Here is a 26,904-nt window from a genome sequence, read left to right as displayed (position 1 = left end):
GCGGCCCCGGATCCGACCTGGTCGGGGCCTGTCCGGCCGCCTACGCTGCGCCCGTCATGAGCGGTGAGACGGGGCGGGTCCGGTTCCGGGTCCTCGGCTCCGTCGGCGCCGACCGCGACGGCGCCCCGCTGGACCTCGGCGGCCGCCGGCAGCGCTCCGTCGTCGCCCGGCTGCTGGTCGCGGGCGGGCGGATGGTGCCCGCCGAACTGCTGGTCGCCGACCTCTGGCAGGGCGCCTCCCCCGCCGACGCGACGGGCGCGCTGCAGGCGCACGTCAGTCACCTGCGCCGGGTCCTCGAGCCGGGCCGGGCGCCCCGCACCCCCGCGCGGCTGCTGGTCACGGTGCCGCCGGGCTACGCGATCCGGGCCGAGGGCGACGCGACCGACGTCGGCGAGGCCACCCGGCTGCTCGACGAGGGCGACCGCCTCCTGGAGGCCGACCCCGCCGCCGCCAGGCAGCGCTACACCGCGGCCATCGACCTGTGGCGCGGGCCGGCCTACGCCGAGTACGCCGACGAGCCGTGGGCCGCGCCCGAGGCCGCCCGGCTGGACGAGCTGCGGCTGACCGCCGTCGAGCGCCGCGCGGCCGCCGCCCTCGCCGCCCCCGGCGGCCGGGACCCGCTGCCCCAGCTGCGCGCGCACGTCGCCGAGCACCCGCTGCGCGAGGAGGGCTGGCGACTGCTCGCGCTCGGCCTCTACCGCGCCGGACGGCAGGGCGAGGCGCTCGCCGCGCTGCGGGACGTGCGCGCCCGGCTCGCCGAGGAGCTCGGCGTCGACCCCGGGCCGGCGCTGCGGGCGCTGGAGGACGACGTCCTGGCGCAGGCGCCGCACCTGCTGCCCGTCCGCGCGCCCGCCCCCGCCGCCGGCCGCCCGGCGCCCGTGGCCGCCGCGGGACCTCCGCGCCCGGTGGGCCGCGACGCCGAGCTCGCCGCCCTGGAGGCCGCCGCGGACCGGGCGGCCGGGGGCCGGCTGGAGGTGGCGCTGCTCGCCGGGGAGGCCGGCAGCGGCAAGACGACGGTGCTGGACTCGCTGCGCGCCACCCTCGCCGCCCGCGGCTGGACGACGCTCGCCGTGTCCTGCCCCGAGACCGACGGCGCCCCGCCCGGCTGGCCGTGGGCCGAGGCCCTGCGCGCGCTGGCTGCGACCTGCCCGCCGGAGGACCCCGTCCCGCTGGCGGCGCTGCTCACGGACGACGCGCCGGCCCCGGCCGGCGGCGACCCCGCCGGCGACCGGTTCCGGCTGCACCGCACCGCCGCCGCCTGGCTCGCGCGGGCAGCCGCCACCGCGCCCCTGCTGGTCACCGTCGACGACCTGCACCGCGCCGACCGGGAGACCACCGCCCTGCTGCTCGACGTGCTGCCCGCCCTGGCCGGCTCGCCGGTGCTGCTGGTCGCCGGGCACCGCCCCGAGGAGAGCGCCGCGCTGGCCGACGTCCTCGCCGCGCTCGCCCGCCGCTCGCCGGAGACGCTGCGGCTGCGCGGCCTGGACCGCGACGCCGTCGACGCCCTCGTGGCCCGCTGGTCGATCACGCCCGTCGACGGCCGCACGCGCGCCGCGATCGCCGAGCGCGCCGACGGCAACCCGTTCCACGTCCGCGAGCTGGTCCGGCTGGTGGGCGGCGGCGCCGAGGTGGCCGCGGTGCCTGGCACCGTGCGCGACGTCGTCCGCCACCGGCTCGCCGCGCTGCCCGCCCGCACCGGCACGCTGCTGCGGCTGGCCGCGGTGATCGGCCGCGACGTCGACGCGGAGGTCCTCCTGGCCGCGGCCGGGGAGGACGACGAGGAGGCGCTGGTCGAGGCGCTGGAGGCGGCGCTGGTCAGCGGCCTGCTCGTGGAGCCCGGACCCGGCCGGCTGCGCTTCGTGCACGCGCTCGTGCGCGACACCCTCTACGAGGACCTCTCCTCCCTGCGCCGCACCCGGCTGCACGGCCGGGTCGCCGCCGTCCTCGAGCAGCTCCGGCCCGACGACGTGACGGCGCTCGCCCACCACGCGGCCGCGGCCGGGCCCGGGTCGGCCGCGGCGGCGGCCCGATGGTCGGAGGCGGCGGCGGAGCTGGCGCAGCGGCGGTTCGCGCACGCCGACGCCGCGGTCATGTGGGGCCGGGCGGCGGACGCCACGGCCACCGCCCGGCCCGGCGACGGCGCGGAGCTCGCCCGTCTGCTGGCCGCGCAGGCCGCGGCCACCGCGCTGGCCGGCGCCGTCGGGCCGGCGCGTTCCCTGCGGGCACGGGCGCTGGCGGCGCTGCCCGACGACGCGCCCGCCCCGCTGACCGCCGCGGTCCTGCTGTCCTCCGACGTCCCCACCTTCTGGAACCCGCGGGTCGACCCCGTCGACGACCGGTTCCTCGCGCGCACCGAGGCGCTGGCCGCCTCCCTCTCCGACGACGACCCGCTGCGGCCCCGCCTGCTGGCGCTGCTGGCCACCGAGCTGGAGGAGCGCCTCGACGAGCGCGCCGCGCCGGTGTCGCGCGCGGCCCTGGAGGCGGCCCGCCGCGCCGGGGACCCGGTGGCGCGGGCGCACGCGCTGGCCGCCCGCGCCGTGCACACCCACCGTGACTCCGCGCCCGACGAGCGCGCCGCGCTGGGCACCGAACTGCTCGACCTGGCCCGCGGACACGGCCTCGGCGTCTTCGAGGCGGTGGCCCGGCTGGTGCTGCTGCAGGACGCGTGCGCCCGCTTCGACCTCGCCGCGGCCGACGAGCAGGCCGCCGCGGCCGAGGAGCTGGCCGGCCGGCACGGGCTGCGGCTGCTGCGCGGGATCGCGCGCGCCTACGGGGGGATGCGGCTGGCCTGCGCGGGCCGCGGCGCCGACGCCGACCGGGTCTACGGCGACGCCGTCGAGGAGCTGCTGGACGCCGGCTGGTACCGCGACGTCGCGGAGTCGGTGCGGGTGATCGGCCGGCTCTGCCTGCACGCCTCCGGCGCCGGCGCGGGCGTGCCGCCGGTGGGCCGCGCCGACGTCGAGCGGGTGCTGTCGGCCGCCCCCGACGACCTGCGGGAGAGCGTGGCGCTGGCGCTGGTGCTCGCCGGCGACGCCGAGGGCGCCCGCGCGCTGGGCCCGGCGCTCCCGCGCTACGGCCGCGACCCCTACACCCAGGTGTTCCTCTACTTCCGGGGCGTGGTGGGACTGGCGCTGGGCGACCCGGCGCGCACCGCGGAGGCGGAGGCCGGGCTCGCGCCGTGGGCCGCGGGGGTGTGCGCGGCGGAGTCGGCGTCGGTGGCGCTGGGCCCGACGGCGACGCTGCTGGCGCGGCTGGCCGCCGCGCGCGGCGACGTGGCCGCGGCGGCGGCCCACCAGCGGGTGGCCGTGGCGGTGGCCACGGCGTGGGGCAACCCCGGCTGGCTGGCCGCCGCGCGCGCCGCGGTCTGACTCAGGCGCCGCGGACCAGGTCGCGGCGGCGCAGCCAGCCCGGCTGGACCACGCGCAGCAGCAGGCGCAGCGGTGCCGGCGCCCCGGCGAACAGCTGCGCGCGCTCCTCGCGCGTGCGGCAGGAGTCGACGACCCACGGCAGCACGAACACCATGTGCCGCGGGCTCGTCCCCTTCCGGAAGCGCGTCTCCACCCGGGCGAAGTCACCGGCGGAGACGAAGCGACGCATCACCGGGAACACCTCGCGCTCCTCTTCCCCGATGTGCTCGTCGAGCTCGTCGGCGAGCTCGGTGAGGACGGCGGCCAGCGGCGCGGCCGAGGCAGGACCGTCCTCCGCGAATCGGGCCAGCGCCGACCGCGCCCGGTCGAGGACGCCCTGCAGCGCGGTGTGGTCGTCGGAGAGCGGGCCGAGGTCGACGGCGTCGCCGGCCGACGCCACGATCACCGGCCACAGGACGTCGTCCTCGCGGGAGTGGTGCACGTGCACCTCGTGCAGCACCGCCTCCCCGAACCGGACGACGGCGCGCTGCCGGTCCGGCGGGCACGGGTCCCCGGCGGCGATCGCGGTGGCGGCGTCGGCGAGCAGCCGGCAGCCCGAGCGCAGGGCGCGGTGGACGAGGGAGAAGCCGAACAGGTCGGGCTCGGGGTCGCCGGGACGGCGCGGGGTGACGGGGAAGGGCAGGGCGGGGCTGGTCGAGGTCATGCCGGGACGGTCGCGCCGGCCGGTTGGCGGCGACTTGTGAGCCGCATGGCACGCCGCGTGACCGGCCCGTGACCCGCGGGTGTGCGCCTCGTCGCAGCGGGCTGACCGGCGGCCTGACGGCGGCCTATGCTTCCGCCGCCATGGACGACGCGGGTGCCGGAACTGTCGTGTTCCGCGTACTGGGTGAGGTGTCGGCGACCCGCGACGGCGCTCCCCTCGACCTCGGCGGCCGGCGCCAGCGCTCCGTCGTCGCCCGGCTCCTCGTCGCCGGCGGCCACGTCGTGCCGGCCGAGGTGCTGGTCGCCGACCTCTGGCGCGGTGCCTCACCGGCCGACGCGCTCGGCACCCTGCAGGCCCACGTGAGCCACCTGCGCCGGGTGCTCGAGCCCGGCCGCGCCCCGCGGACGCCGGCGCGGCTGCTGGTCACCGTCCCGCCCGGCTACGCGCTGCGCCCGGCCGCCGGGGACGTCGACGCGCGGCTGGCCGGGCAGCTCGTCGACGAGGGCGACCGGCTGGCGCCCACCGACCCGGCGGCCGCGCGGCAGCGCTACACCGCCGCCATCGACCTGTGGCGCGGGCCGGCCTACGCCGAGTACGCCGACGAGCCGTGGGCCGCGCCCGAGGCCAGCCGGCTGGACGAGCTGCGGCTGACCGCCGTCGAGCGGCGCGCCGCCGTGGCCCTCGAGGACCCGCGCGGCCGCGACCCGCTGCCCCAGCTGCGCGCGCACGTCGCGGAGCACCCGCTGCGCGAGGAGGGCTGGCGGCTGCTCGCGCTCGGGCTCTACCGCGCCGGACGGCAGGGCGAGGCGCTCGCGGCCCTGCGCGAGGTGCGCGCCCGCCTGTCCGAGGAGCTCGGCGTCGACCCCGGCCCCGAGCTGCGGGCGCTGGAGGAGGCGGTGCTCGCGCAGGCGCCGTCGCTGCTGCCGGTGCGCACCCCCGCGCCGGTCGTCGGCTCCCCGGCGCCCGCCGCACCTCCCCCTCCTCTCCCGGCGTCGCCCGCTCCGGAGGCGCCCCGGCCGGTCGGCCGCGAGGCCGAGCTCCGCGCGCTGCAGGCCGCGGCCCGCCGGGCCGCCGGCGGCCGCGTCGAGCTGGTGCTCCTCGCCGGGGAGGCCGGCAGCGGCAAGACGACCGTCCTCGACCACCTGCGCGCCGAGGCCGCCGGCCGCGGCTGGACGACCCTGGCGGTGTCCTGCCCGGAGACCGACGGCGCTCCCCCGGCCTGGCCCTGGTCGGCGGCGCTGCGCCCGCTGGCCGCGGCCTCCCCGCCTCCCGACCCCGCCGCCCTGGCGACGCTGCTCACCGACGACGCCCCGTCGGGCGCGGGCGATCCGCTCGGCAGCCGCTTCCGGCTGCACCGCGCCGTCGCGGGCTGGCTGGCGCGGGTGGCCTCGCGCGCGCCGCTGGTCGTGACGGTCGACGACCTGCACCGCGCCGACCGCGAGACCACCGCGCTGCTGCTGGACCTGCTGCCGGCGCTCGCCGGGTCGCCGGTGCTGGTCGTGGCGGGCTACCGGCCGGAGGAGAGCGCGGGGCTCGCGGACGTGCTGGCCGCGCTGGCCCGCCGCTCGCCCACCCGCCTGGCGCTGCGCGGGCTGGACGCCGCCGCCGTCGACGAGCTGGTCGGTGACTGGGCGCTCACCCCCGTCGACCGGCGCACCCGCGCCGCCATCGCCGCCCGCGCCGACGGCAACCCCTTCTACGTCCGCGAGCTGCTGCGGCTGGTCGACTCCGGCGCCGACGTCGACGCCGTGCCCGGCACCGTGCGCGACGTCGTCCGCCACCGGCTCGCGGGCCTGCCCGCCCGCACCGGCACCCTGCTGCGACTGGCCGCCGTCATCGGCCGCGACGTCGACGCCGACCTCCTGCTGGCGGCCGCGGCGCCGGCCGAGGGACCGGGGAGCCTGCCCGGCGGCGCCGACGACGACGCCCTGGTGGAGGCGCTGGAGACCGCGCTGGTCAGCGGCCTGCTCGTGGAGCCCGGACCGGGGCGGCTGCGCTTCGTCCACGCGCTCGTGCGCGACACCCTCTACGAGGACCTCTCCTCCCTGCGCCGCACCCGGCTGCACGGGCGGGTCGCCGCGGTCCTCGAGCGGCTGCGCCCCGACGACGTGACCGCGCTCGCCCACCACGCGGCGGCGGCCGGGCCCGGCGCGGCGGCCTCGGCGGCGCGCTGGGCGCGGGCGGCGGCGGAGCTCGCGCAGCGGCGGTTCGCCTACGCCGACGCCGCCGTCATGTGGGGCCGGGCCGCCGAGGCCCTGCGCACCGCGCGGCCCGACGACCCGGGAGAGCTGGCCTGGCTGCTGGGCGCCCAGGCGCACGCGTCCGCGCTGGCCGGCGCCGTCGGGGAGGCCCGCGCCCTGCGCAGCCGCGCCCTGGAGGTCCTGCCCGAGGACGCCCCGCCGACGCTGACCGCGAGCGTGCTGCTGTCCTCGGACGTGCCGACCTTCTGGAACGCCTGGGTCGACCCCGTCGACGACCGGTTCGTCGCGCGGACCGAGCGCACCGTCGCGGGGCTGCCGCACGGCGACGCCCAGCGGTCGCGCCTGCTCGCGATGCTGGCCACCGAGCTCGAGGAACGCCACGATGAGCGGGCGGTGACCGCCTCGGCGGGGGCGGTGGCCGAGGCCCGGCTCAGCGGCGACCCGCACGCGCTGGCCCACGCGCTGGCCGCGCGGCACTTCCACGCCATGCGCGACGTCGACCGCACCGAGGCGCTGGCGCTGGGCACCGAGCTGCTCGAGCTGGCGCAGCGCGAGGGCTGGGGCGTGTTCGCCGCCGTCGCCCGGCTCATGCTGCTGCAGGACACCTGCGCCGTGCTCGACCTCGACGCCGCCGACGGGCACGCCGCGGAGGCCGAGCGGCTCGCCGCCGCCCACGGGCTGCCGCTGCTGCACGGCATCGCACGGTGCTACGCCGGGCTGCGCGCCGCCGTCGCGGGCCGGGTCGCCGAGGCGGAGGCGGTGTACGACGCCGCCGAGCAGGCCCTCCTCGCGGCCGGCTACTACCCCGCGGTGGCCCGCGCGCTGCGCCTCAACACCCAGCTGTGCCTGCAGCTGGGGTCGCCGGAGGCGCGGCCGGTCAGCCCCGAGGAGTTCGCCGCGCTCGTGCCCGTCTCGCCCGAGATCGCGGGCGAGACCTGGGCCCTGACCCTGGTGCTGGCCGGCCGGGTGGACGAGGCGCGGGCCTCCTGCCCGCGCCGGGAGCGCACGACCCGCGACCTGTTCACGCCCTTCTTCGCCTTCGTGCGCGGTGAGGTCGGCCTCGCCCTGGGCGACGCGGAGCGCATGGCCGAGGCCGAGGCCGAGCTGACTCCCTACCGCGACACCGTGTGCGGGGTGGAGACGGCGCTGCTCGCGCTCGGCCCGACCGCCACGCTGCTGGCGCGGCTGGCCGCCGCCCGCGGCGACGACGCCGCGGCACGCGCCCACCGGGACGTCGCCGTCGCGGTGGCCGGGCGCACCGGCCACCCCGGCTGGATCGCCGCGGCCCGCGCCGCCCCCGGGTAGACGCGCCGGGACCGGCTGCCGCGCGCGAGGCCGCCACGGGGGCCTTTGTCGCGCTATTGGCCCTCAGGTCCCCAGGAGCGCGGTGCGGCGGCGCCAGCCGGGGCCGGTCAGCCGGCCGAGCAGCCGCAGCGGCACGGGGGTGACGGCGCGCAGGCCGGCCCGCTCGGCGTCGTCGCGGCAGGCGCCGGCGAGCCACGGCAGGACGGCGGCCGCGTGCCGCAGGCCCGGGCCGCGCACGCAGACCGCCTCGTAGCGGGCGAGGTCGCGCGCCGAGACACACCGGCGCAGCAGCGGGAACACCTCCCGCTCCTCCTCGGCGACGTGCTCGTCGAGGGCGACGGCCAGCTCGCCGAGGACGGCGGCCGCCTGCCCGGACCTGCCCGCGGCCGACGCCGCGAGCGCCGAGCCGGCCCGGTCCAGCAGCTCCCGCAGCACCGTGTGGTCCTCCACCAGCGGCTCCAGGTCGGCGGCGTGCGCCCCGGCGCAGGCGGCGAGGACCGGCCAGAGGACGGCGTCCTCCCGCTCGGTGTGCGCCCGCACCTCGCGCAGCACCACCCGGCCGACGGCGGCGAGCGCGCGCCGACGAGGCGGCGGGAGCGGCTCCTCCTCCGCCGGGGCGGCGCCGGCGAGGAGCCGGACGCCGTCGCACAGCGCCCGGTGTGCCAGCGCCAGGCGCGCCACGTCGGCCTCGGGATCGCCGGGCCGGCGGGGCGTGACGGGGAACGGCAGGGGTGCCAGCGCACTCACGACGGACACCGTCCCCGGCACCGGTTGCCGGTGACTTGCGTCCCGCCAAGCGGCGGAAGCACCCGGGTCCCCGCCGCGTTGGCAGCCAGCAGGAAGACGTCGTCGCCCCTGGAGGAACCCCGTGCGCATCCCGCTGTCCGTGCTCGACCTCGCCCCCGTCGCCCGTGGGGAGACCGTCGGGGACAGCATCGCCGCGAGCGTGGCCCTGGCGCAGCGCGCGGAGCAGGCCGGCTACCGCCGGGTCTGGTACGCCGAGCACCACAACATGCCGACCATCGCCTCGTCGGCCACCAGCGTCCTCATCGCGCACGTCGCCGCGCACACCAGCACCATCCGGCTCGGCGCCGGCGGCGTCATGCTGCCCAACCACTCCCCGCTGACCATCGCCGAGCAGTTCGGCACGCTGGCCTCGGTGCACCCCGGCCGCATCGACCTCGGCCTGGGCCGCGCGCCCGGCTCGGACCAGAACACGATGTACGCGCTGCGCCGCGACCACGCCTCCGCCGACCGCTTCCCGCAGGACGTGCTGGAGCTGCAGGGCTACCTCACCGGCAACTCCCGGGTGCCCGGCGTGCAGGCCGTCCCCGGCCGCGGCACCGACGTCCCGCTGTACGTGCTCGGCTCGTCGATGTTCGGCGCCGGCCTCGCCGCCGCGCTCGGCCTGCCCTACGCCTTCGCCTCGCACTTCGCCCCGCAGGTGCTCGAGCCCGCCGTCGCCGCCTACCGCCGCGACTTCAAACCCTCCGAGCAGCTCGACGCCCCGTACGTCATCGCCGGCGTCAACGTGCTCGCCGCCGACAGCACCGAGGAGGCGCGCGAGATGCTCGCCGCCACCCGCCGCCGGCTCGCCGTCGGCCTGTTCGGCCAGGGCCGGGACCTCGACGACGACGCCGCCGACCTGCTGCTCTCCTCCGGCGCGGGCCGGCACGTGGACTCGATGCTCACCCACACCGCGGCCGGCACGCCCGACGAGGTGCGCGAGCAGCTGACCGCCTTCGCCCGGCTGGCCGACGCCGACGAACTGATCACCGCCCACCAGGCGCCCACGACCGAGGGCCGGCTGCGCTCGGTCACCCTGGCCGCCGAGGCGATGGAGTCCGTCGCCGCCTGACCCGATGGGCCGATAGCGCGACAAAGGCCCATCCCGGGTCGCGCGCGGAGGGCGGGACCGGGGCGTCGGAGGGCACCGGTACGGGACGGTCCGCGAGGATGACTCGGTGCACGCCGAGACCGTCCTCCTGCTCGTCCTCGCCGCGGTGGCGGTCATCGTCGCGGCCCGGTGGCTGGCCGGGCGCACCGGCCTGCCCGCCGCCGCGCTGCTGACCGTCACCGGGCTGGTCTACGCGCTGCTGCCGGGGCCCAACCTCGAGCTCGACCCCGAGATCGTGCTCACCGTCCTGCTCCCGCCGCTGCTCTACAGCGCCGCGCTGGACTCCTCGCTCATCGCGATCCGGGCGAACATGCGCACGGTCGTGGGGCTCTCGGTGCTGCTCGTCGTGGTCACCGCGCTGGTGATCGGGGTGGGCTTCGCGCTGTGGGTGCCCGGCGCCACGCTGGCCGCCGGCATCGCGCTCGGCGCCGCCGTCGCGCCGCCCGACCCGGTGGCCGCGCTCGCCGTCGGCCGGCGGGTGGGGCTGCCGCCGCGGCTGGTCACCCTCATCCAGGGCGAGGGCCTGCTCAACGACGCCACCGCGCTGACCCTGCTCAGCGTCGCGATCGCCGCCGCCGTCGGCGACGGGTTCTCCACCTGGTCGGCGCTGGGCTCGTTCGCCATGTCGGCCGCCGGCGGGGTGGCCGCCGGCCTCGTCGTCGCCTACGGCGTGCGGCCGCTGCGCCGGCTGCGGCGCGACCCGCTGTCGTCCAACGCGGTGTCGCTGGCCACCCCGTTCGTCGCCTACCTGCTCGCCGAGTCGGTGCACGTGTCCGGTGTGCTCGCCGTCGTCGTCGCCGGGCTGGTCATCTCCCACAACGCGCCCTACTGGCAGTCCGGCGCCACCCGGCTGCAGACCGACGCGGTGTGGAAGCTCGTCGACTTCCTGCTCGAGGGCGTCGTCTTCCTGCTCATCGGCCAGCAGCTGCCCGCCGTCATCCGGGGGCTCGGCCAGTACGCGCCGTCCACCGTCGTCGTCGCGTCGCTGATCACCGTCGGGGCGGTGCTGCTGGTCCGGCCGCTGTGGCTGTGGCTCACCGAGCACGCCCCGCAGGCCCTGCACATGCGGCTGGGCGGCTCGCCGGTCGAGGCCGAGACCACCCCGCCGGGCGGCCGGTCGCCGATGGCGCCGCGGCTGTCGGGCCGGGAGATCACCGTCCTGAGCTGGGCGGGCACCCGCGGCGTCATCAGCCTGGCCGCCGTCTTCACCATCCCGCTCACCACCGACTCCGGCGCCCCGTTCCCCGACCGCGACCTGCTGCTGTTCTGCGCCTTCCTCGCCGTGCTCGTCACCCTCGTCGGGCAGGGCGCCACCTTCGCGCCGCTGGTGCGCCGGCTGGGGCTGCGGGCCGACGCCGCCGACGCCGCCCGGCTGCGCAACCAGGCGCGGGTGGCCGCCGTCGAGGCGGGGCTGACCCGGCTCGACGAGATGCAGGCCGAGCAGCACGACCACGTCGACGACGCCGCCATCGAGACCATCCGGGCCGCGCTGCGCACCCGGCGCGACCGCTACGAGCGGCGCCTGGAGGTGCTCACCGACGCCGAGGGCGACATCCCGATGTCGCCGCAGTACGAGGCGGCGCTGCGGGTGCGGCGGGCGGTCATCGACGCCGAGCGGGAGGAGCTGCTGCGCTGGCGCGACGCCGGCCGGCTGCCCGACGAGGGGCTGCGCACGCTCGAGCGCGAGCTCGACCACCAGGAGCACCTGCTGCCCTCCCGGCCCGCCTGAGGGTCAGAACCGGTCGGCCCCCGCCAGGCCCACCCGGTCGGCGCTGGCCTCCCACAGCGCGACGGCGAGGTCGTCGTCGAAGGCCTGCGGGCTGTCCCGCACGGCGACGCCGCGCTCGTGGTACTCCCCGGGCTCCCAGTCGACGCCGGGCGTGCCGGTCGCCAGCCGGGCCAGCTCGGCGCCCCCGGCCGACGGGCGGCCCATGACCAGCCAGCGCAGCGGCGTCCGGTAGGCCACCCGCATCCGGCTGGTCGAGCCGCGGGTGAGCCGGGTGGCGAGCACCCCGGGGTGGAAGGCCACCGCGGACACGCCGGCCGGGCCGAGCCGCCGCTGCAGCTCCCGGGTGGTGAGGATCTGCGCGAGCTTGCTGTCGCCGTACGCCTTGTCGGCGGAGTGCCGGCGGGCGTTGTCGAGGTCGGCGAGGTCGAGCACGCCGTACATGCGGGCCGCGGCACTGGAGGTGGCGACGACGGTGGCCCGACCGGCGACCAGCGGCCCCCGCAGCAGCGCGGTGAGCAGGAACGGCGCGAGGTGGTTGACCTGCAGCGTCGTCTCGTTGCCGTCGACGGTCGTGCGGGGCCGACCGAAGACGCCGCCGGCGTTGTTGGCCAGCACCTCGATGCGGGGGTGCCGGTCGGCCAGGCGGGCGGCGAGCGCCCGGACGTCGTCGAGGCGGGCGAAGTCGGCCACCTCGGGCTCCCCGCCGACCTCGGCGGCCACCGCCCGGGTGCGCTCGGGGTCGCGGCCGACGACGACCACCCGCCACCCGTCGGCGGCCAGCAGCCGGGCCGCCGCCGCCCCGATGCCGCTGGAGGCGCCGGTGACGACGGCGGTGCGGGCGCCGCTCAGCGGTGCGCGTCGAGCCAGGCGACGACGTCGGCGAGGACCTCGTCCTTCTCCGGCTCGTTGTGCGGCTCGTGGTACAGCCCGTCGTAGACCCGCACCGTGAGGTCGGGCGAGCCGGCGTGCTCGCGCACGACCTCGCTGGCCGACGGCGGCATGAGCCGGTCCTCGCCGCCGTGGATCACGAGCAGCGGCAGCCGCAGCCCGCGCAGCCGCTCCGGCATCCCCGCCGCGCCGAGCATGATCGACGAGCCGGTGCGGGCGACCATCTTCCCGGTGTGGTTGAGCGGGTCGGCCCGGTATGCGGCCACCACCTCGGGGTCGCGGCTGACGGTCTCGGGGTCGAGGGTGAGCACGCCCAGGCCGGGGGCCAGCCGGGACAGCAGCGGGGCGACGGCGCGCTGCACCGGGGTGGCGGTGCTCGTGTCGAGGGCGGGTGCGGAGATGACGCCGCCGGCGACCGGCCCGTGCGGCTCCCCGGTCAGGTACTGCAGCGCCACGAGGCCGCCGAGGCTGTGGCCGTAGACGAACACGGGGACGCCGGGGTGCCGGTCGCCCGCGGCGCGGACGGTCTGCGCGACCCCCTCGACGGCGGCGTCGAGGCCCCGGATGTCGCCGCGCCGGCCGGGCGAGCGGCCGTGGCCGGGGTGGTCGGGGGCGTAGGAGGCGTAGCCGGCGGCCCCGAGCCGCTCGGCGACGTGCGCGTAGCGGCCGCCGTGCTCGTGGGCGCCGTGCACCAGCACGACGACGCCGACCGGGTCGGGCACCGACCAACCCTGCCAGTACTGCCCCGTGGGCAGCGTCCCCTGACCGTGTCTCGTCACGCGCGCACGGTAGCCCCCGGCCCGGGCGCCGCCCCCGCCGCGGATACCGTCCGCCGGTGACGAGCACCCGCCCCGCGCCGCGGTTCGACGCGCCCGCGGGCACCGTCCTCGGCCGGTGGGACGACGGCGTCGTGCGGGCCACCGGCATCCGCTACGCCCGCGCGGAGCGGTTCCGCCCGCCGGTGCCCGAGCCGCCCGCGGACGGCGTGGTCGACGCGACGGCGTGGTCGCCGGCCTGCCCGCAGCCGCCGGCACCGGAGCTCGAGCTGATGGTCACCGACCCGATGGGCGAGCTGGTCGCCGACGAGGACTGCCTGCGCCTGTCGGTGACGGTGCCGGAGGGCTGCGTCCCCGGGAGCGGGTCGCACACCGATCGCCTGCCGGTCATGGTGTGGGTGCACGGCGGCTCCTACGTCAGCGGCGCCGGCGACGCGCCCGCCTACGACCCCGCCGTCCTCGTCCGTGAGCAGCGGGTCGTCGTCGTGTCGGTCACCTACCGCCTCGGGCTGCTCGGCTTCCTCGGGGACGGCGCCGGGCGGCCGGCCAACCTCGGCCTGCTCGACCTGGTCGCCGCGCTGCGCTGGGTGCGGGCGAACGTCGCGGCCTTCGGCGGCGACCCGGACGCGGTCACGCTGTTCGGCGAGTCCGCGGGCGGCGACGCGATCGCCCACCTCATGGCCGCCGACGGCGCCCGCGGGCTGTTCCGCCGCGCCGTGGTCTCCAGCGCGCCGCTCGGGCTGTCCCGCGGTCGCGCCCGCATGAGCGCCGCGATGGCCGCGGCGGCCCGGACCCTGGACGCCGCCGCACCGGTGGCCGACGTCGTCGGCGCGCAGGCGCGGGTGGCGGCCCGGGCGCGGCGGTACGGCCTCGCCGGCGCCATGCCGTTCGGCACCCAGTACGGGTTCGCGCCGCTGCCGGCCGAGGACGCGCTCGCGGCCGCGTGGGCGGAGCGGGCGCCGGAGGTCGACCTGCTGGTCGGCACGAACAGCCGCGAGGTGGCCCTGTTCGTGGCGCTGCTGCCGCCCGCGGCCCGGCTGGCCCGCCTGCCGGGCACCCGGCGGGCCGTCGAGGCACTGGTGCGCGGGCTGAGCAGGCGGATCTACGCACGCGACGCCGTCGGCCTCGCGCGACGGCACCGGGCCGCGGGCGGCCGCGCCGCCTCCTACGTGCTGTCCTTCGGCGCGGGCGCGCTCACCGGCGCCCACGCCGTCGACCTGCCGCTGCTCTTCCCGCACCGGCGCAGCTGGGAGCACTCGCCGCTGCTCGCCGGCATCCCGTGGGACGACGTCGTCGCCGCCGGCCGCGAGGTGCGCCGCGTGTGGGCGCACTTCGCGCGCACCGGCGCGGTCTCGGCCGACCTGCCGCCGTTCCTCACCGTCGACCGCGGCTGAGCGGTCAGGGGACGACCGGCTCCACGTCGCGGGTGCAGAACATGCACACCGACGCGTCGACCGGGATGAAGCTCTTGCAGTGGTCGCACTCCCGGTTCCCCTGGGCGCCCGCGGTCTCCCGGCCGGTCGCCCGCCGGATGGCCTGCACCAGGAACATGATCGTCAGGGCCAGGAGCAGGAACGACACCAGCGCGGTGAGGAACGAGCCGTAGCGGATCTCCGCGCCGTTGACGGTGAGGCTCAGCGCGGTGAAGTCCGGCTGCCCGAAGACCGCCGCCACCAGCGGCAGGATCACGTCGCCGACCAGCGACTCGACCACCGTGGCGAAGGCCGCCCCGATCGCCAGGCCCACGGCCAGGTCCACGAGGCTGCCCGAGAAGGCGAAGTTCTTGAAGTTGGTCAGCAGCGTGCGCACGGTCCCTCCCCGTCCGGTCCGACGACGGCGAGGCTAGGGGCGGGCGCTCAGGTCGGCTCGTCGGACGGCGGGTCGCCGGCCGGCCCGGGGCCGAGGTCGCGCTGGAGCCAGGCGACGTCGTGCCAGGCGCCGTCCTTCCAGCCCACCCGCCGGTACAGGCCGGCGTCGGTGAACCCGAGCGCCCGGTGCAGGCCGAGGCTCGCCTCGTTGGGCAGCGTCACCCCGGCCAGCACCCGCCGGTACCCCCGCCCGGCCAGCCGGTCCAGCAGCGCGGTGTAGAGCGCCCGGCCCGCGCCGGTGCGCCGCCGGCCGGGCTCCAGGTAGACGCTCACCGTGCAGGCGAAGCGGTAGGCATCGCGCGCCATGAACGGGCCGCCGTACGCGTAGCCGCGCACGCCGCTCCCGTCGTCGAGGTCGCCGTCGTCGAGGACCAGCCAGGCGTGCCGCTCCTGGGCGGCGGCGATCCGGCGGGCCATCTCCTCCGCCGTCGGCGGATCCGTCTCGAAGGAGACGGCGGTGCCGGTGACGTAGGGGGCGTAGACGTCGCGGCAGGCGGCCGCGTCGGCCGGGGTCGCGTCGCGCACGGTCACCCGGGCGACGCTAGCGGCCGCTCAGACCGGGACCGGCTCCTCCCGCCACAGCACCGGCTCGCCGCGGCGGCCCTGCTTGGACACGTACATGGCCTGGTCGGCCCGCTTGGTCAGCGCCGCCGGGTCGGTGCCCGGGCCCGCCCACGCGATGCCGAGGCTGGCCTGCAGCGGCACGGTGCCGGCGGTGATCTCGGCGGGGACGGCGAGCGCGGCGCGGATGCGGGCGCCGAGCGCGGCCGCCGCCTCCGGGCCGTCGACGCCGCGGCTCACCACGAGGAACTCGTCGCCGCCGATGCGCCCCACGATGTCGTCGCGGCGCAGCACGCCGGCCAGCCGGGTGGCCGTGGTGACCAGCAGCTCGTCGCCCGCGTCGTGGCCGAGGGTGTCGTTGACCGGCTTGAACTCGTCGAGGTCGACGAAGACCACCGCGGTGCTGTCGGCGGCCAGCGCCGCCTCGAGCACCGCCATCGTCGAGGCGCGGTTGTGGCAGCCGGTGAGCGGGTCGAAGGTGGCCTTCGCGGTCAGCTCCTCGCGCATGCGGGCGCTGTCGGTGACGTCGGAGACGCAGACCAGCGCGCCGGGCGCGCCCTCGCGGTCGCCGAGCGCGACCAGGCTCACCGCGCACACCCGCGCCTCGCCGGCGGGCGTGCGGACGGCGAGCTCCAGGGAGCCGTCCTCGCCGTCGGTCAGCGCGCGGGTCAGCGCGGCGTCGAGCAGCGCGAGGCCGGTCTCGTCGAGGACGGCGGCGACGTCGTCCCAGCCGCGGACCGCGGGCAGCCCCAGCACGACGGGCAGGCGGGAGTTGCTGTGCACGACCTCCCGGTCGACGGTCAGCTGCACGATGCCCTGCGGCAGCGACTCGGTGAGCCGGCGCAGCAGCCGCTCCTGCTGCCGCAGCGCCTCGTGGGCGGCCATCTCGTCGGAGACGTCGCTCATCTGCGTGACGACGGTGGCGTCGGCCGGGTCGTCGGCCGGGACGTACTGGTTCTCCAGCTCCAGCCACGCCCACGTGCCGTCGGCCCGGCGGTGCCGCAGCCGCACCCGCTGCGCGTCCTGGCGGGACAGCAGCTCCAGCCAGTTGGCGATCGCGCGCTCCTGGTCGTCGGGGTGGACGAACTCCGAGGAGCGCTGGCCGACCATCTGCGCCGGGGTCCAGCCGAGCATGCGGGTGGTGCGCTCGTCGATCTCGGTGATCACCGCCAGCGCGGTCTTGCGCACGGTCGCGGTGCGCGGCCGGCGGGACACCTCGAGCCCGGCCAGCGGGGCGGCGGCGTCGCCCCCGCCCTCACCGACGAGCACGTCGAGGGCGCCGACGAACACGCCGTGGGCCTCGCGGACGTCGACGAAGGACAGCGACAGCGGCACCTCCGGCTCGCGGCGGCCGTGCACCGTGGCCAGCCCCACGCCGTTGAGGCGGGCGCGCTCCCACGCGCCGATGACCGTCATGGCCTCGGCCGGGACGATCGCGTCGAGGATGGTGGCGCGGTCGGCCGGCGGGGCCATCACACGGCCGGGCGGGACGCCGACCGAGGCCGGCATGGGGACCAGGACGCCGTCGGAGGCGATCGCGGCGAGCACGGCGTCGGGCAGCCGGACCAGGGAGGCCAGCACGTCCTCGCGCTCGGCCTGCGTTCTCGGGATGGCGGACACACCCGTGCGGTCGGCAGGTCCGGGCCCGGACTTGAGCGCCGGGGGTGCGGCCGGCTCACTCCACCGGGTCACCCGTGGGCGTGTCGCCCGGGAGGGTGGCACCATCGGCGGCACCGAGAGCTCGGCGCCTCGAACCACGGGGCGCCGCGTCCTCCCCCACGCCGGGACCGCCCCGGCTGGAGGTGCCGCCGTGCTCCCCGTGACGACCGTCCCCCGTCCCCGCACCGACCTCGGCGGCTGGCTGCTGCCGGCCACCCGGCGCTGGCACGCCGCCGAGGACCCCGACGCCGCCGTCCGGGCGGTGCTCGACGACCTCGCGACGGTGCTGCCGGTCTCCGCCTCGGCGTCGGTCACCCTGCTCGGCACCGGGCGCCGGCCCGGTGCCCCGGCCGGCACGCGCCCGGCCACGGACCTCGACGCGGTCCAGGTGCGCCGCACGGAGGGCCCGCTCGCCGCCGCCCTGGCCGGCACCCCCTCCGGCAGCGCGGACCTGCTCCGTGACGCGCGCTGGCCGGCCCTCGCCGTGGTCGCCGGCGGGCTCGGCGTGCGGGCGGCCACCTGCCTGCCGCTGGAGACCGGGCGCGGGGTGCTGGGCGCGCTGTCGGTCTACGCCACCGGAAGCGGCCCGTGCGCCGACCGGGCCCTGCTCACCGCCGCCGCCGGGCACGCCGCGCTGGCGATCGACGCCGTGCGCCGGACGGCCCACCTCGCCGTCGCCCTGGAGAGCCGCGACGTCATCGGCCAGGCCAAGGGCGTGCTCATGGAGCGCCACCGGGTCACCGCGGACACCGCCTTCGGCATCCTGGTGCGCGCGTCGCAGGACACGCACCGCAAGGTGCGCGAGGTGGCCGAGCTCGTGACCGAGACAGGGGTCGCGCCGGGGCCGGTGGTGCCGTGACCGGAGGACGGCACGACTGGGTCGTGCTCGACAGCGAGGAGGCGCACGCGCAGGTGGTGGGCGACTTCGTGGCCGACGGCGTGCGCCGCGGCGAGGTCGTGCTGCTCGCCGGACTGGGCGCGCGCGCGGAGCGGCTGTGGTCGCGGCTGCGCCGCGCCGGCGTGGTCGGGGAGGGCTGGACGCCCTCGGCCACCACGCCGGTGCGGGTCGTGCCCCCCGACCCGCAGCGGCTGCCCGGCGAGGTGGCGCGGGCGGTCGCCGAGGGCTGGCCGGGCATCCGGGTCTCCGGCGCGCTCACCGGCCCCGGCGTCGCCCCGTTCGAGGTGGTCGTGGCGGAGCTGCACCCGCCGGTGCCGCTGACCGTGCTGTGCCCCTACTTCCGCCGGCTGCTCGGGCCGGGCGACCGCGAACTGCTGGAGCCGATGCACGACACCGAGGTCGACGCGACCGCGGAGTACGACGACGGCGTCTTCCGGCTCGTCCGCGACGGCGACGTGCTGCACCTGGCCGGCGAGCTCGACTCCGGCAACGCCGACGCGCTGCGGGCCGTGCTGCGCTCGAGCCTGCGGTCCGACGGCGCGCCCGCCACCTGGGACGTCACGGACCTGCGTTTCCTCGACGTGGGGTCGGCCGACGCCCTGGTCGCCGCGGCGGCCGGACCGCCCGGGCTGACGCTGCGCGGCGCGTCGCGGCTGACCAGGCGTCTGGTCGGCCTGGTCGCCGACCGGTATCCCGGCCGCGCGGTGGCGCTCGCCGAGCCCGACGGGGACACCGCCTCCCCGTGAGCGGGTCGCCCGCGTCGCCGGTGCACCGGTGCGCCCTGCACGCCGGGACCGGGGAGGCCGCGGCGCTCGCCGCCGCGCTCGCCCGGCGCGCGCTGGACGCCGGGTGCCCGGTGGTGGCGCACGTCGACGACGACCTCCGGCGGGCGCTCACCGGGCGGCTCCCGTGCGGGGCCGTGGCGTTCGCGCCCCACGGGGCCCTGGCCGGGGCCACCCCGGAGGACCTCGTGGCCGACTGGACCCGGCACCTGGCGTCGACCTCCGCCGCGCGGGTCGCGGTGCTCTGCCAGCAGCCCTTCGGCCTGCTGCCCGACGTCGAGCGGTGGCGGGCCGCGGAGTTCGCCACCACGGCCGCGCTCGCCGGGCGGCCGGTCGAGCTGACCTGCCTGGTCGACACCGCGGCGGTGCCGCCCGCCGACGTCGCGATGGCCCGCGCGACCCACCCGGTGCTGTGGTGCGACGGCGCCGACCTGCCGAACCCGGACCTGGAGCCGCCGCCCGGCGAGGACCGGGGTGGTCGGTGCGGCGACACGCTGGCCGAGGGCGTCCTCGACCCGTGGGCGGCCGCGGGCAACCGGGCCTGGTGGGCGGAGGTGCTCGGCGCCGCCGGGCTGGCCGGCGGCGCCCGCGACGAGCTGGTGCTCGTGCTGCACGAGGCGGTCGGCACCGCCGCGGCGCTCACCGGCCGGCCGGCCGCCGTGCCGGTGCGGGTGGCCCGCGACGGCGCGGCGCTGCGCTGCGAGGTCGCCGTCGGCGCCCCGTGCCCGTCGCTCCGCCCGTCGGCGGTGCCCGACGACCGCCGGCTGCTCATGCTGTGGCTGGCGGAGAAGGTCTCCCCCGCCGTCACCCTCGCCCTGCAGCCGGCGCCCGGCGGCTGCCGGATCGTGGTCCGCGCCGAGCCCCTCGACGGCGGCTGACCGGCCGGGCCCCCGGTGGGGACCCGGCCGCGTGCCGTCAGGAGGGCAGCAGCTTCCCGAGCAGCCCCTTGACCGTGGACGCCGGCCGGTAGGCCTGGACCAGCCAGGCGTTGCAGACGACCACCCCGCCGGCGAGCAGCGGGACCGCGGCCTGGGTGAACCGCTGCCGCGCCTGCCACGTGCGGATCTCCGCCGGCGTGCCGGACGAGGGCAGGGTGGCGTCCTTGACGTCGAGGCCGCCGTCGGCGCCCGCCTGCTGCTCGGCCAGCTTCCCGATCTTGGCGCCCGAGTAGGCGGCGAAGGCGGTGGCCCCCGCGCCGGCCACGGTGAGCGCCGCCTTGACCGCGCCGACCCGCCCGTAGCCCTCCTGCAGGGCCAGCCGCCCCTTGTTCGAGTTGGTCAGCTGCAGGCCGGTGACCAGGGTGGCCGCGATCCCGCCCCACTGGGCGGGCGCGAACCGGCTCCAGGCGGAGCTGGCGACCCGCACCTTGTCGATGCCGGTGGTCAGCTCCTGGCCGGACTTGTTCACGCCGGCGATCCCCATCACGGAGCCGCCGAACCACAGGGCGGTGCCGAGGTCGTGCACGGCCTGGGCGAGGAAGTGGTTGTCCGAGCTGCTCGTCGTCGTCATGGTCCCGCCCGGTACCCGCGGGGACCGGGTGTCACTCCGAGGCGGTCGCCGTGTCGCCCTCGGACTGCTCGCTGCTGGGCGGGCCGACCCACACCGTCTTGGCGTTCGTGAACTCGTACATGCCGAGCTCGGTGAGCTCGCGGCCGTAGCCGCTCTGCTTGACGCCGCCGAAGGGCAGCTCGGGGTAGCTGGTGACCATCCCGTTCACGAACGCCATGCCGCTCTCCACGTCGCGGACGAAGGTGGCCCGCTCGTCCTCGTCCTCGCTCCAGAGGTTCGCGCCGAGGCCGTAGGGGTGGCTGTTGGCGATCTCCAGCGCCTCCTCGAGGCTCTGCACCGTCCAGAGCGCGGCGACGGGGCCGAAGACCTCCTCGTCGAAGAGGTCCATCTCCGGCGTGATGTCCGTCAGCAGGGTCGGCTCGTAGTACCAGCCCGGCCGGTCGGGACGCGTGCCGCCGACGACGACGGTGGCGCCCTTGTCGACGGCGTCCTGCACGTAGCGCTCGACGTCCTCCCGGCCGGACTCGGTCGCGAGCGGGCCCACCTTCGTCGCGTCGTCCATCGGGTCGCCGACGACGAGCGCGGACAGCTTCTCCGCGAACAGCCGGGTGAACTCCTCGGCGACGTCGGCGTGCACGAAGAACCGCTTGGCGGCGATGCAGCTCTGGCCGTTGTTCTGGCAGCGCGCGGTGACCGCCACCTCGGCGGCGCGGTCGAGGTCGGCCGAGGGCATGACGATGAACGGGTCGGACCCGCCGAGCTCGAGCACGGTCTTCTTGAGCACGTCGCCGGCGATGGCGGCCACCGACTGCCCGGCCGGCGCGCTGCCGGTGAGCGTGGCGGCGGCGACCCGGTCGTCGCGCAGCACCCGCTCGATGGTCGAGGAGCCGATGAGCAGGGTCTGGAAGACGTCGGCCGGGAAGCCCGCCCTGCGGAACAGCTCCTCCATGTAGAGCGCGGTCTGCGGCACGTTGCTGGCGTGCTTGAGCAGGCCGACGTTGCCGGCCATGAGCGCCGGGGCGGCGAAGCGCATCGCCTGCCAGAGCGGGAAGTTCCACGGCATGATCGCCAGCACGACGCCGATCGGCTGGTGCACGACGAACGCCCGCTCCGCGCCGACCGCGCCCGCGTCGGCGGGCCTCGGCTCGAGCATCGCGGGGCCGTGCTCGGCGTAGTACCGCAGCGCCTTCACGCACTTGCCGGTCTCGGCCTTGGCCGCGGCCAGCGTCTTGCCCATCTCGGTGACCATGAGCTCGGCGACGGCGTCGGTGTCGGCCTCGAGGACGTCGGCGGCGGCGCGCAGCCAGCCCACCCGCTGCTCGGGGGTGGTCAGCCGGTAGGAGCGGTGGGCGGCCGCGGCCCGGCCGAGCTTCTCCTCGAGGGCCTCCTCCGACAGCGGCTCGTACGTCTTCACCGTCTCGCCGGTGGCCGGGTTGATCGTCGCGATGGCCATGTCGGGTCCCTCCCGTCGTCGGCGCGCGCGGGCTGCGCGCCTCTCCGGGAGGAGGCCCTACCCGGACCGGCCGTGCTCACGCTCAGCCGAGGGGCAGCCCCGCCAGGCCCGCCGCCAGCCCCAGGACGGCGCAGACGCCGAGCGTGCGCAGCACCGACCAGCGCACGCGGAACAGCAGGACCGCGGCGACGAGCGCGACCACCAGCGGCACCCAGCGCAGGGTGGCCGGGTCGGGCAGCTCCAGCGCCAGCGGCCCGGCGGTCACGGTCTCGGAGAACAGCGTGTGGACGGCGAAGTACAGCCCCAGGTTCGCGATGACGCCGACGACGGCGGCGGTGATCCCGGTCAGCGCCGCCGACAGCGACCGGTTGCCGCGCAGCCGCTCCATGTAGGGGGCGCCGAGCAGCACGAACAGGAAGCTCGGCACGAACGTCACCCAGGTGACCAGCAGCGAGGCGAGGACCGCGGCCACCCACGGGTCGAGCGCGCCGGGGGCGCGGTACGCGCCGAGGAACGCGACGAACTGCACGACCATGATCAGCGGACCGGGTGTCGTCTCGGCCAGCGCGAGGCCGCGGACCATCTCCCGCGGCTGCAGCCAGCCGTAGACGTCGACGGCCTGCTGGGCGACGTAGGCCAGCACCGCGTAGGCGCCGCCGAAGGTGACCACCGCCGCGCCGGAGAAGAAGAGCCCCTGCTCGGTGAGGACGCTCCCCGTCCCGGTGAGCAGCGCGACCGCCGCCACCGGCAGACCCCACACGACCAGGCCGGCGACGAGCACCCGCAGGGTGCGGCGGGTCGTGGGCGCCTCGTGGTGCAGCACGTCGTCGGAGATCACCGGCGGCGGGCCGCCGTCGGGCCCGTCGGCCGCCTTCCGCTGCGGCAGCGCCGAGGGCCGCCACCGGCCCAGGGCCCAGCCGGCGACGCCGGCGAGCGCGACGACGAGCGGGAACGGCACGCCGAACAGGGCGAGCGCGAGGAAGGCGGCCACCGCGATCGCGACCAGGGCGCGGCTGTCCAGCGCCTTCTTCCCGACCCGGATGACGGCCTGCACGACGATGGCCAGCACGGCCGCCGCCAGCCCGGTGAACAGCGCGGTGATCGCCGTGGTGTCACCGAAGGCGACGTAGACCGCGGAGAGCACCAGCAGCGCGACGACGCCGGGGAGCACGAACAGGCCGCCGGCGACCAGCCCGCCGCGGGTGCCGTGCAGCAGCCAGCCGACGTAGGTGGCCAGCTGCTGGGCCTCCGGGCCGGGCAGCAGGGTGCAGTAGTTGAGCGCGTGGAGGAACCGGCGCTGGCCGATCCACCGCTTCTCGTCGACCAGGGTCCGCTGCATGACCGCGATCTGGCCGGCCGGGCCGCCGAAGGTCTGCAGCGAGATGAGGAACCAGGCACGGACGGCGGTGCGGAACGGGACGCCGCGCTGCTCCGGGGCGGCGGCGGACACCGGATGGGTCGCGGGGTGGGTCGCGGGGTGGGTCGCGGGGTGGGTCGCGGGGTCGGTCACGCGGGTCTCCGTCGGGGTCAGGCCGGTTCGCGGCCGAGCAGCAGGCGGCGGCGGATGAACTCGTAGAGGCCGTCGAGGAGCGGGCCGGACACCGCAACCGTGCGCTCGTCGTCGCCGGTCATCGACAGGCCGCGCAGCAGGACGTCGAGGCCGGGCGCCTCGGGGGCGTCGAAGCGGCCGTCATCGAGGTCGGCCTCGTGCACGATCTCGCCGATCCGCTCGAGCACGGGGTCGTCGAGGCCGTGGACGCGCAGGATCGTCTCGAACGAGCAGTCGCCGCCCACGTGACCGAGCGCGACGCCGCGCATGTCGAAGGGCGTGGCGTCGGCGGGGACGTCGGCCGGGTCGGTGACGAAGACGAACTCCGCGGCCGGGTCGACGAAGCGGCGGATGAGCCAGGCGCAGGCGGCCCGGTCGACGTGGATGCCCGCGCGCGTCGCCCACCTCACGACCGGCTCCCCCGCCCGGCCGCCACCGGGTCGCCGGCGGCCTCGGCCAGCGCGCGCAGCGCCGCCGCGGCGGCCTCCCGCTCGGGCGGCGGGAAGAAGTCGCGCCGGCCGACGGCGCGCCACTCGGCCCGCAGCCGGCGCAGCGCGCGGGCCCGCTCGGCGGCCGGGGCGGTGCGCGCGGTGGCGCACTCCCCGGTCAGCGCCCGGTACTCCTCCGCCCGCGCCGCGGCCATCCCGGCCGCGAGCTCCCGCTCCTGCGCCGCGGTGCCGGGCCGCGCCGTCCAGATGCCGGCGGTGCCGCCGGCCGCGAGGACGTCGTCGGCCAGCCACTCGAGCGACTCGCGGGTGCGCGCGTCGGCGGGCAGGGCCACGACGCCGTCGCCGAGCTGGGCGACGCCGAGGCGGCGCAGCCGGCGCCACAGCGTCGTCCGCGGACCCGACGGCTCCCGCGGGAGGCGGTAGGCGAGCAGCACCCACTCCCCGACGGCGGCCATGCGGTGATGCAACCACGGTTGCACCGCACGTGTCCAGCCGCGTCAGGCCCGTCGCGCCGGGAGCACCGATGACTCCGCGGCGCGGGAGCGGTCGGTACCGCATGACCCTCGTCATCGGCGACGTCACCGTCTCCCTCGACGGCCTCGTGACCGGCCCCGACGGCGTCGAGGCGCTCCACGCCTGGGCGCTCGCGAGCACCGACCCGGTCGACCGCGGGGTGCTGCGCCGGCACGCCGCGGCCTCGGGCGCGGTGGTCATGGGCCGGCGCACCTTCGACGACGTCGAGCGGGGGTGGACCGACGGGATGGGCTACGGCGCCGCCGAGGACGCCCGGCCGCCGTTCTTCGTCGTCACCACCGACCCCCCGGCGGCCCACCGGCTGCAGGACAGCCACTCCTTCACGTTCGTGACCGGCGGCCCCGCGGCGGCGCTCGAGCGGGCCCGGGCGGCCGCCGGCGACCGCGACGTCTTCGTGATGGGCGGCGGCGCGCTCGTCGGCTCCTGCCTGCGCGACGGGCTGCTCGACGAGCTGCGCCTGCACGTGGCGGACGAGGTGCTCGGCGCGGGGACGCCGCTGTTCGCCGGCGTCGGCCGGCACCGGCTCACCCGCACCGCCGTCGAGGTGTCCCCGGTGTGCACCCACCTCACCTACCGGGTCATGCGCTGAGCCTCACGCCGGGCGGCGGGAGCGGAAGTCGCCGCGGCCGGTGTCGCGGCGCCAGTCGTCGAACGACTCGCCGGTGACCTCCTCGAGCAGCGCGATGTCGGGCAGCAGCGGCGCGAGCACCGCGCGGCGCACCTCCACCGGCATCGGCGGGCGCGGCGCCCGGCCGGCGTGCAGCGCCGCCAGCAGCGGCCGGGAGGCCTGCCGCCACACCCGCGGCGGCGCGTACGCGCCCAGCGCCGCGCCGGCCCGCGCCAGCCGGGACAGCACCCGGTGGCGCGGGGTGTCGGCGACGTAGGGCTTCACGTTCTCCGGCGGCACGGCGTGCGCCACGCCGCGCTCGACGCCGAGGTGGTCGCTGACCCGGTCCAGGGTCTCGTCGGGGCCCTCGACGAGCTGCCGGTAGCGCAGCACCAGCACCTGCTCGCGGGGCAGCACGGTGAAGAGGTCGCGCAGCTGCTCGCCGTAGCGGCCGAGGCCCCGGTAGTGCCAGAACGGCGCCCACCCGGCCGCCACCCGCTGCTCCTCCCGCTCCACCGCCCGCGTGAAGTCGGCCTCGGGCTCCAGGCCGTCGGCGCGCAGGTGCACCCAGTTCGACCACGCCCGGTCCACCGGGTCGCGCACGACCACCACGACCCGGACGTCCGGCACGTCGGCGGCGAGCCGGCGCTGCGCGGCCCGGTCGTGCAGGTAGAACGGCGTGCTCTCGCCGCGGACCGTGCCGGCGGGCGCGCCGTCGAACAGCGCCAGGTACTGCTCCCGCCGCCAGATCCACTCCCGGGCGCTGTGCGCGTCCCCGGGCCCGCGCTGGCGCGCGCGGGGCGGCGGGCGCCCGTCGGTCAGGTAGTACTTGGGCTCCTTCACCGGGGACAGGTACAGCCCCGGGTGCGTGGCCAGGGCGGCGTGCAGCGCCGTCGTCCCGGCCTTGGGCGCGCCGGCGATGACGAACTGCGGCAGCCGGTCGGCGTCGGTGCTCATCGGTCCCCTCCCTGCCCGCGGTGGACCGCGGTGTACACACGGGGAGGCCCGCCCCCTCCCCCGAACGGAGCCGCCGCGTGACCGCGTCCGCGCCCCGCCCGCCCGCACCGGGCCCCTTCTGGTCGGACGCGGCGGTCGTCGTCGAGCCGGAGGACCCGCGCCCCGGCTCGTGGGCCGGCGGCCCGTCCGCGCAGCTCGTCGACGGCACCTGGTGGCTGGCGTACCGGCTGCGCCGCCCGGTCGGCGAGGGGCGCGGCTTCGGCAACGTGGTGGCCCGCTCCGACGACGGCGTGCACTTCGCGCCGGTGGTCGCCGTCGGCAAGGACCGCTTCGGCGCCGAGTCGCTGGAGCGCCCCGCGCTCGTGCACACCCCCGACGGCCGCTGGCGGCTCTACGTCAGCTGCGCGACGCCCGGCACGAAGCACTGGCGGGTCGACCTGCTCGAGGCGGCCACCGTCGAGGACCTGGCCACGGCCGAGGCGCGCACCGTGCTCCCCGGCAGCGCCACCGAGGCGCCGAAGGACCCGGTCGTGCGCTGGGACGGCACGCAGTGGCACCTGTGGGCGTCGGTGCACCCGCTCGACGACCCCGACGCCACCGACCGGATGACCACCGAGCACGCCACGAGCCCCGACGGCGTCACCTGGACCTGGCGGGGCACCGCGCTCGCCGGCACGCCCGGCACCTGGGACGCCCGCGGCACCCGGTTCAGCACCGTGGTCCTCGACGGCTCGCGGACCTGGGCGCTCTACGACGGCCGGGCCACCGCGGAGGAGAACTGGGAGGAGCGCACCGGCCTCGCCGTGCACGACGGCGAGCTCGGCTTCCGCGCCGCCGGGGACGGGCCGTACCTGGCGAGCCCGCACGCCCCGCACGGGCTGCGGTACGCCGACGTCGTCGCGGTGCCCGGCGGCGGCGCCCGCTGGTTCTACGAGGCCACCCGGCCCGACGGCGCGCACGAGCTGCGCACGGTGCTGCTGCCCGCCTGAACCGGCGCCGGGGTCCGCTCGCACGCGGCAATCCCTACCAGACCGGTCGACTTGACACACAATGCGGATCCGGGGTCGGATGGACCCGTGGCACCCGCCCTGACGCTCACCCGCCGGTCCGCCGTGGACCTGCTGCGGGTCGCCAGCGCGCTGTGTCCGGCCGCCTGAGCACCCAGCCGCCCGCTCCTCCCCCGCGCCGCCTCACCGGGTCCCGGCGCGCCC

General features: G+C 78.1%; 24 protein-coding genes. 11 read left to right on the top strand and 13 right to left on the bottom strand.

Translation table 11 applies throughout. The annotated features are described in order from the left end of the window. The first annotated feature begins 56 nt into the window (after nt 1-56). A complete protein-coding gene (locus ACI78R_RS09110; RefSeq protein ID WP_457040457.1) occupies nt 57-3,368 on the top strand; it encodes a BTAD domain-containing putative transcriptional regulator in 3,312 nt (1,103 codons plus the stop codon). Nucleotide 3,369: 1 nt separating this feature from the next. On the opposite strand, the gene ACI78R_RS09105 is transcribed toward ACI78R_RS09110, so the two are convergent. Beyond that, complete coding sequence (locus ACI78R_RS09105; protein ID WP_457040456.1) at nt 3,370-4,071, bottom strand: hemerythrin domain-containing protein; 702 nt, start codon at nt 4,069-4,071, stop codon at nt 3,370-3,372. A 167-nt stretch (nt 4,072-4,238) separates the two neighbouring features. Between ACI78R_RS09105 and ACI78R_RS09100 the strand changes: the two genes are divergently transcribed. Next, nucleotides 4,239-7,577, top strand: a complete 3,339-nt coding sequence (locus ACI78R_RS09100; RefSeq protein ID WP_457040455.1) for a BTAD domain-containing putative transcriptional regulator — start codon at nt 4,239-4,241, stop codon at nt 7,575-7,577. 63 nt (nt 7,578-7,640) lie between these two features. On the opposite strand, the gene ACI78R_RS09095 is transcribed toward ACI78R_RS09100, so the two are convergent. Then, nucleotides 7,641-8,324, bottom strand: a complete 684-nt coding sequence (locus tag ACI78R_RS09095; RefSeq protein ID WP_457040454.1) for a hemerythrin domain-containing protein — start codon at nt 8,322-8,324, stop codon at nt 7,641-7,643. Nucleotides 8,325-8,445: 121 nt separating this feature from the next. Here ACI78R_RS09095 and ACI78R_RS09090 point away from each other — a divergent pair, with 121 nt between their 5' ends. Next, nucleotides 8,446-9,435: an LLM class flavin-dependent oxidoreductase gene (locus tag ACI78R_RS09090; protein WP_457040453.1), complete on the top strand. Its 990-nt coding sequence runs from the start codon at nt 8,446-8,448 to the stop codon at nt 9,433-9,435. A gap of 106 nt (nt 9,436-9,541) precedes the next feature. Then, nucleotides 9,542-11,203 (top strand): Na+/H+ antiporter, encoded by a 1,662-nt coding sequence (locus ACI78R_RS09085; protein WP_457040452.1) that lies wholly within the window; start codon nt 9,542-9,544, stop codon nt 11,201-11,203. A 3-nt stretch (nt 11,204-11,206) separates the two neighbouring features. On the opposite strand, the gene ACI78R_RS09080 is transcribed toward ACI78R_RS09085, so the two are convergent. Together ACI78R_RS09080 and ACI78R_RS09075 are read right to left on the bottom strand one after the other, a co-directional pair. Continuing rightward, on the bottom strand, nt 11,207-12,052 hold the full coding sequence (locus ACI78R_RS09080) for an SDR family NAD(P)-dependent oxidoreductase (protein WP_457040503.1): 846 nt from the start codon (nt 12,050-12,052) through the stop codon (nt 11,207-11,209). Beyond that, nucleotides 12,049-12,870 (bottom strand): alpha/beta hydrolase, encoded by an 822-nt coding sequence (locus tag ACI78R_RS09075; protein ID WP_457040451.1) that lies wholly within the window; start codon nt 12,868-12,870, stop codon nt 12,049-12,051. The genes ACI78R_RS09080 and ACI78R_RS09075 overlap by 4 nt, the downstream gene beginning before the upstream one ends. Before the next feature lie 56 nt (nt 12,871-12,926). Here ACI78R_RS09075 and ACI78R_RS09070 point away from each other — a divergent pair, with 56 nt between their 5' ends. Continuing rightward, entirely contained in the window at nt 12,927-14,261 is a 1,335-nt protein-coding gene (locus ACI78R_RS09070; RefSeq protein WP_457040450.1) for a carboxylesterase family protein, read from the top strand. A 4-nt stretch (nt 14,262-14,265) separates the two neighbouring features. Here ACI78R_RS09070 and mscL read toward each other — a convergent pair whose 3' ends face one another. The 3 genes from mscL to ACI78R_RS09055 are packed head-to-tail and all read right to left on the bottom strand — an operon-like array spanning nt 14,266 to nt 16,916. Continuing rightward, nucleotides 14,266-14,676 (bottom strand): large conductance mechanosensitive channel protein MscL, encoded by a 411-nt coding sequence (gene mscL, locus ACI78R_RS09065; protein WP_454554813.1) that lies wholly within the window; start codon nt 14,674-14,676, stop codon nt 14,266-14,268. A gap of 47 nt (nt 14,677-14,723) precedes the next feature. Beyond that, nucleotides 14,724-15,266 carry an N-acetyltransferase family protein gene (locus ACI78R_RS09060; RefSeq protein WP_457040449.1) on the bottom strand — a complete coding sequence of 181 codons (543 nt, stop codon included), beginning with the start codon at nt 15,264-15,266 and terminating at the stop codon, nt 14,724-14,726. 21 nt (nt 15,267-15,287) lie between these two features. Further along, a complete protein-coding gene (locus ACI78R_RS09055) occupies nt 15,288-16,916 on the bottom strand; it encodes a diguanylate cyclase domain-containing protein (protein WP_457040448.1) in 1,629 nt (542 codons plus the stop codon). A gap of 199 nt (nt 16,917-17,115) precedes the next feature. On the opposite strand from ACI78R_RS09055, the gene ACI78R_RS09050 reads away from it, so the two are divergent. Genes ACI78R_RS09050 through ACI78R_RS09040 form a run of 3 tightly spaced genes read left to right on the top strand, consistent with a single transcriptional unit; the run spans nt 17,116 to nt 19,513 of the window. Beyond that, nucleotides 17,116-17,814, top strand: a complete 699-nt coding sequence (locus ACI78R_RS09050) for a GAF and ANTAR domain-containing protein (protein ID WP_457040447.1) — start codon at nt 17,116-17,118, stop codon at nt 17,812-17,814. Further along, complete coding sequence (locus tag ACI78R_RS09045) at nt 17,811-18,599, top strand: MEDS domain-containing protein (RefSeq protein WP_457040446.1); 789 nt, start codon at nt 17,811-17,813, stop codon at nt 18,597-18,599. Before ACI78R_RS09050 ends, ACI78R_RS09045 begins: the two co-directional genes overlap by 4 nt. Continuing rightward, nucleotides 18,596-19,513, top strand: coding sequence for a hypothetical protein (locus ACI78R_RS09040; RefSeq protein ID WP_457040445.1), 918 nt, complete (start codon nt 18,596-18,598; stop codon nt 19,511-19,513). The genes ACI78R_RS09045 and ACI78R_RS09040 overlap by 4 nt, the downstream gene beginning before the upstream one ends. A gap of 37 nt (nt 19,514-19,550) precedes the next feature. Here ACI78R_RS09040 and ACI78R_RS09035 read toward each other — a convergent pair whose 3' ends face one another. From ACI78R_RS09035 to ACI78R_RS09015, 5 genes are all read right to left on the bottom strand, one after another. Beyond that, nucleotides 19,551-20,144: a hypothetical protein gene (locus ACI78R_RS09035; protein ID WP_457040444.1), complete on the bottom strand. Its 594-nt coding sequence runs from the start codon at nt 20,142-20,144 to the stop codon at nt 19,551-19,553. A 31-nt stretch (nt 20,145-20,175) separates the two neighbouring features. Then, nucleotides 20,176-21,597, bottom strand: a complete 1,422-nt coding sequence (locus ACI78R_RS09030; RefSeq protein WP_457040443.1) for an NADP-dependent succinic semialdehyde dehydrogenase — start codon at nt 21,595-21,597, stop codon at nt 20,176-20,178. Nucleotides 21,598-21,679: 82 nt separating this feature from the next. Continuing rightward, nucleotides 21,680-23,107: a chromate efflux transporter gene (gene chrA, locus ACI78R_RS09025; protein WP_457040442.1), complete on the bottom strand. Its 1,428-nt coding sequence runs from the start codon at nt 23,105-23,107 to the stop codon at nt 21,680-21,682. A 17-nt stretch (nt 23,108-23,124) separates the two neighbouring features. After that, on the bottom strand, nt 23,125-23,556 hold the full coding sequence (locus ACI78R_RS09020; RefSeq protein ID WP_457040441.1) for a chromate resistance protein ChrB domain-containing protein: 432 nt from the start codon (nt 23,554-23,556) through the stop codon (nt 23,125-23,127). Continuing rightward, on the bottom strand, nt 23,553-24,050 hold the full coding sequence (locus ACI78R_RS09015) for a Chromate resistance protein ChrB (protein ID WP_457040440.1): 498 nt from the start codon (nt 24,048-24,050) through the stop codon (nt 23,553-23,555). The genes ACI78R_RS09020 and ACI78R_RS09015 overlap by 4 nt, the downstream gene beginning before the upstream one ends. A gap of 101 nt (nt 24,051-24,151) precedes the next feature. Here ACI78R_RS09015 and ACI78R_RS09010 point away from each other — a divergent pair, with 101 nt between their 5' ends. After that, nucleotides 24,152-24,718: a dihydrofolate reductase family protein gene (locus ACI78R_RS09010; RefSeq protein WP_457040439.1), complete on the top strand. Its 567-nt coding sequence runs from the start codon at nt 24,152-24,154 to the stop codon at nt 24,716-24,718. 3 nt (nt 24,719-24,721) lie between these two features. On the opposite strand, the gene ACI78R_RS09005 is transcribed toward ACI78R_RS09010, so the two are convergent. Then, on the bottom strand, nt 24,722-25,693 hold the full coding sequence (locus ACI78R_RS09005; protein WP_457040438.1) for a sulfotransferase: 972 nt from the start codon (nt 25,691-25,693) through the stop codon (nt 24,722-24,724). A 77-nt stretch (nt 25,694-25,770) separates the two neighbouring features. On the opposite strand from ACI78R_RS09005, the gene ACI78R_RS09000 reads away from it, so the two are divergent. Both ACI78R_RS09000 and ACI78R_RS08995 read left to right on the top strand, forming a co-directional pair. Continuing rightward, on the top strand, nt 25,771-26,682 hold the full coding sequence (locus ACI78R_RS09000) for a hypothetical protein (RefSeq protein WP_457040437.1): 912 nt from the start codon (nt 25,771-25,773) through the stop codon (nt 26,680-26,682). Nucleotides 26,683-26,769: 87 nt separating this feature from the next. Continuing rightward, complete coding sequence (locus tag ACI78R_RS08995; protein ID WP_425283680.1) at nt 26,770-26,850, top strand: putative leader peptide; 81 nt, start codon at nt 26,770-26,772, stop codon at nt 26,848-26,850. Nucleotides 26,851-26,904: the final 54 nt, after the last annotated feature.

Source organism: Geodermatophilus sp. SYSU D01106, assembly GCF_054049995.1.
Note: the sequence above shows the minus strand (reverse complement) of the source record. Positions and strands in the feature narration are given on the sequence as shown.

Excerpts from the sequence above, each read along its gene's own strand:
- ACI78R_RS09005 (WP_457040438.1), bottom strand. The coding sequence starts at position 25,693 with ATGAGCACCGACGCCGACCGGCTGCCGCAGTTCGTCATCGCCGGCGCG.
- ACI78R_RS09110 (WP_457040457.1), top strand. The coding sequence starts at position 57 with ATGAGCGGTGAGACGGGGCGGGTCCGGTTCCGGGTCCTCGGCTCCGTC.
- ACI78R_RS09030 (WP_457040443.1), bottom strand. The coding sequence starts at position 21,597 with ATGGCCATCGCGACGATCAACCCGGCCACCGGCGAGACGGTGAAGACG.
- ACI78R_RS09105 (WP_457040456.1), bottom strand. The coding sequence starts at position 4,071 with ATGACCTCGACCAGCCCCGCCCTGCCCTTCCCCGTCACCCCGCGCCGT.
- ACI78R_RS09015 (WP_457040440.1), bottom strand. The coding sequence starts at position 24,050 with ATGGCCGCCGTCGGGGAGTGGGTGCTGCTCGCCTACCGCCTCCCGCGG.
- ACI78R_RS09035 (WP_457040444.1), bottom strand. The coding sequence starts at position 20,144 with ATGACGACGACGAGCAGCTCGGACAACCACTTCCTCGCCCAGGCCGTG.
- ACI78R_RS09010 (WP_457040439.1), top strand. The coding sequence starts at position 24,152 with ATGACCCTCGTCATCGGCGACGTCACCGTCTCCCTCGACGGCCTCGTG.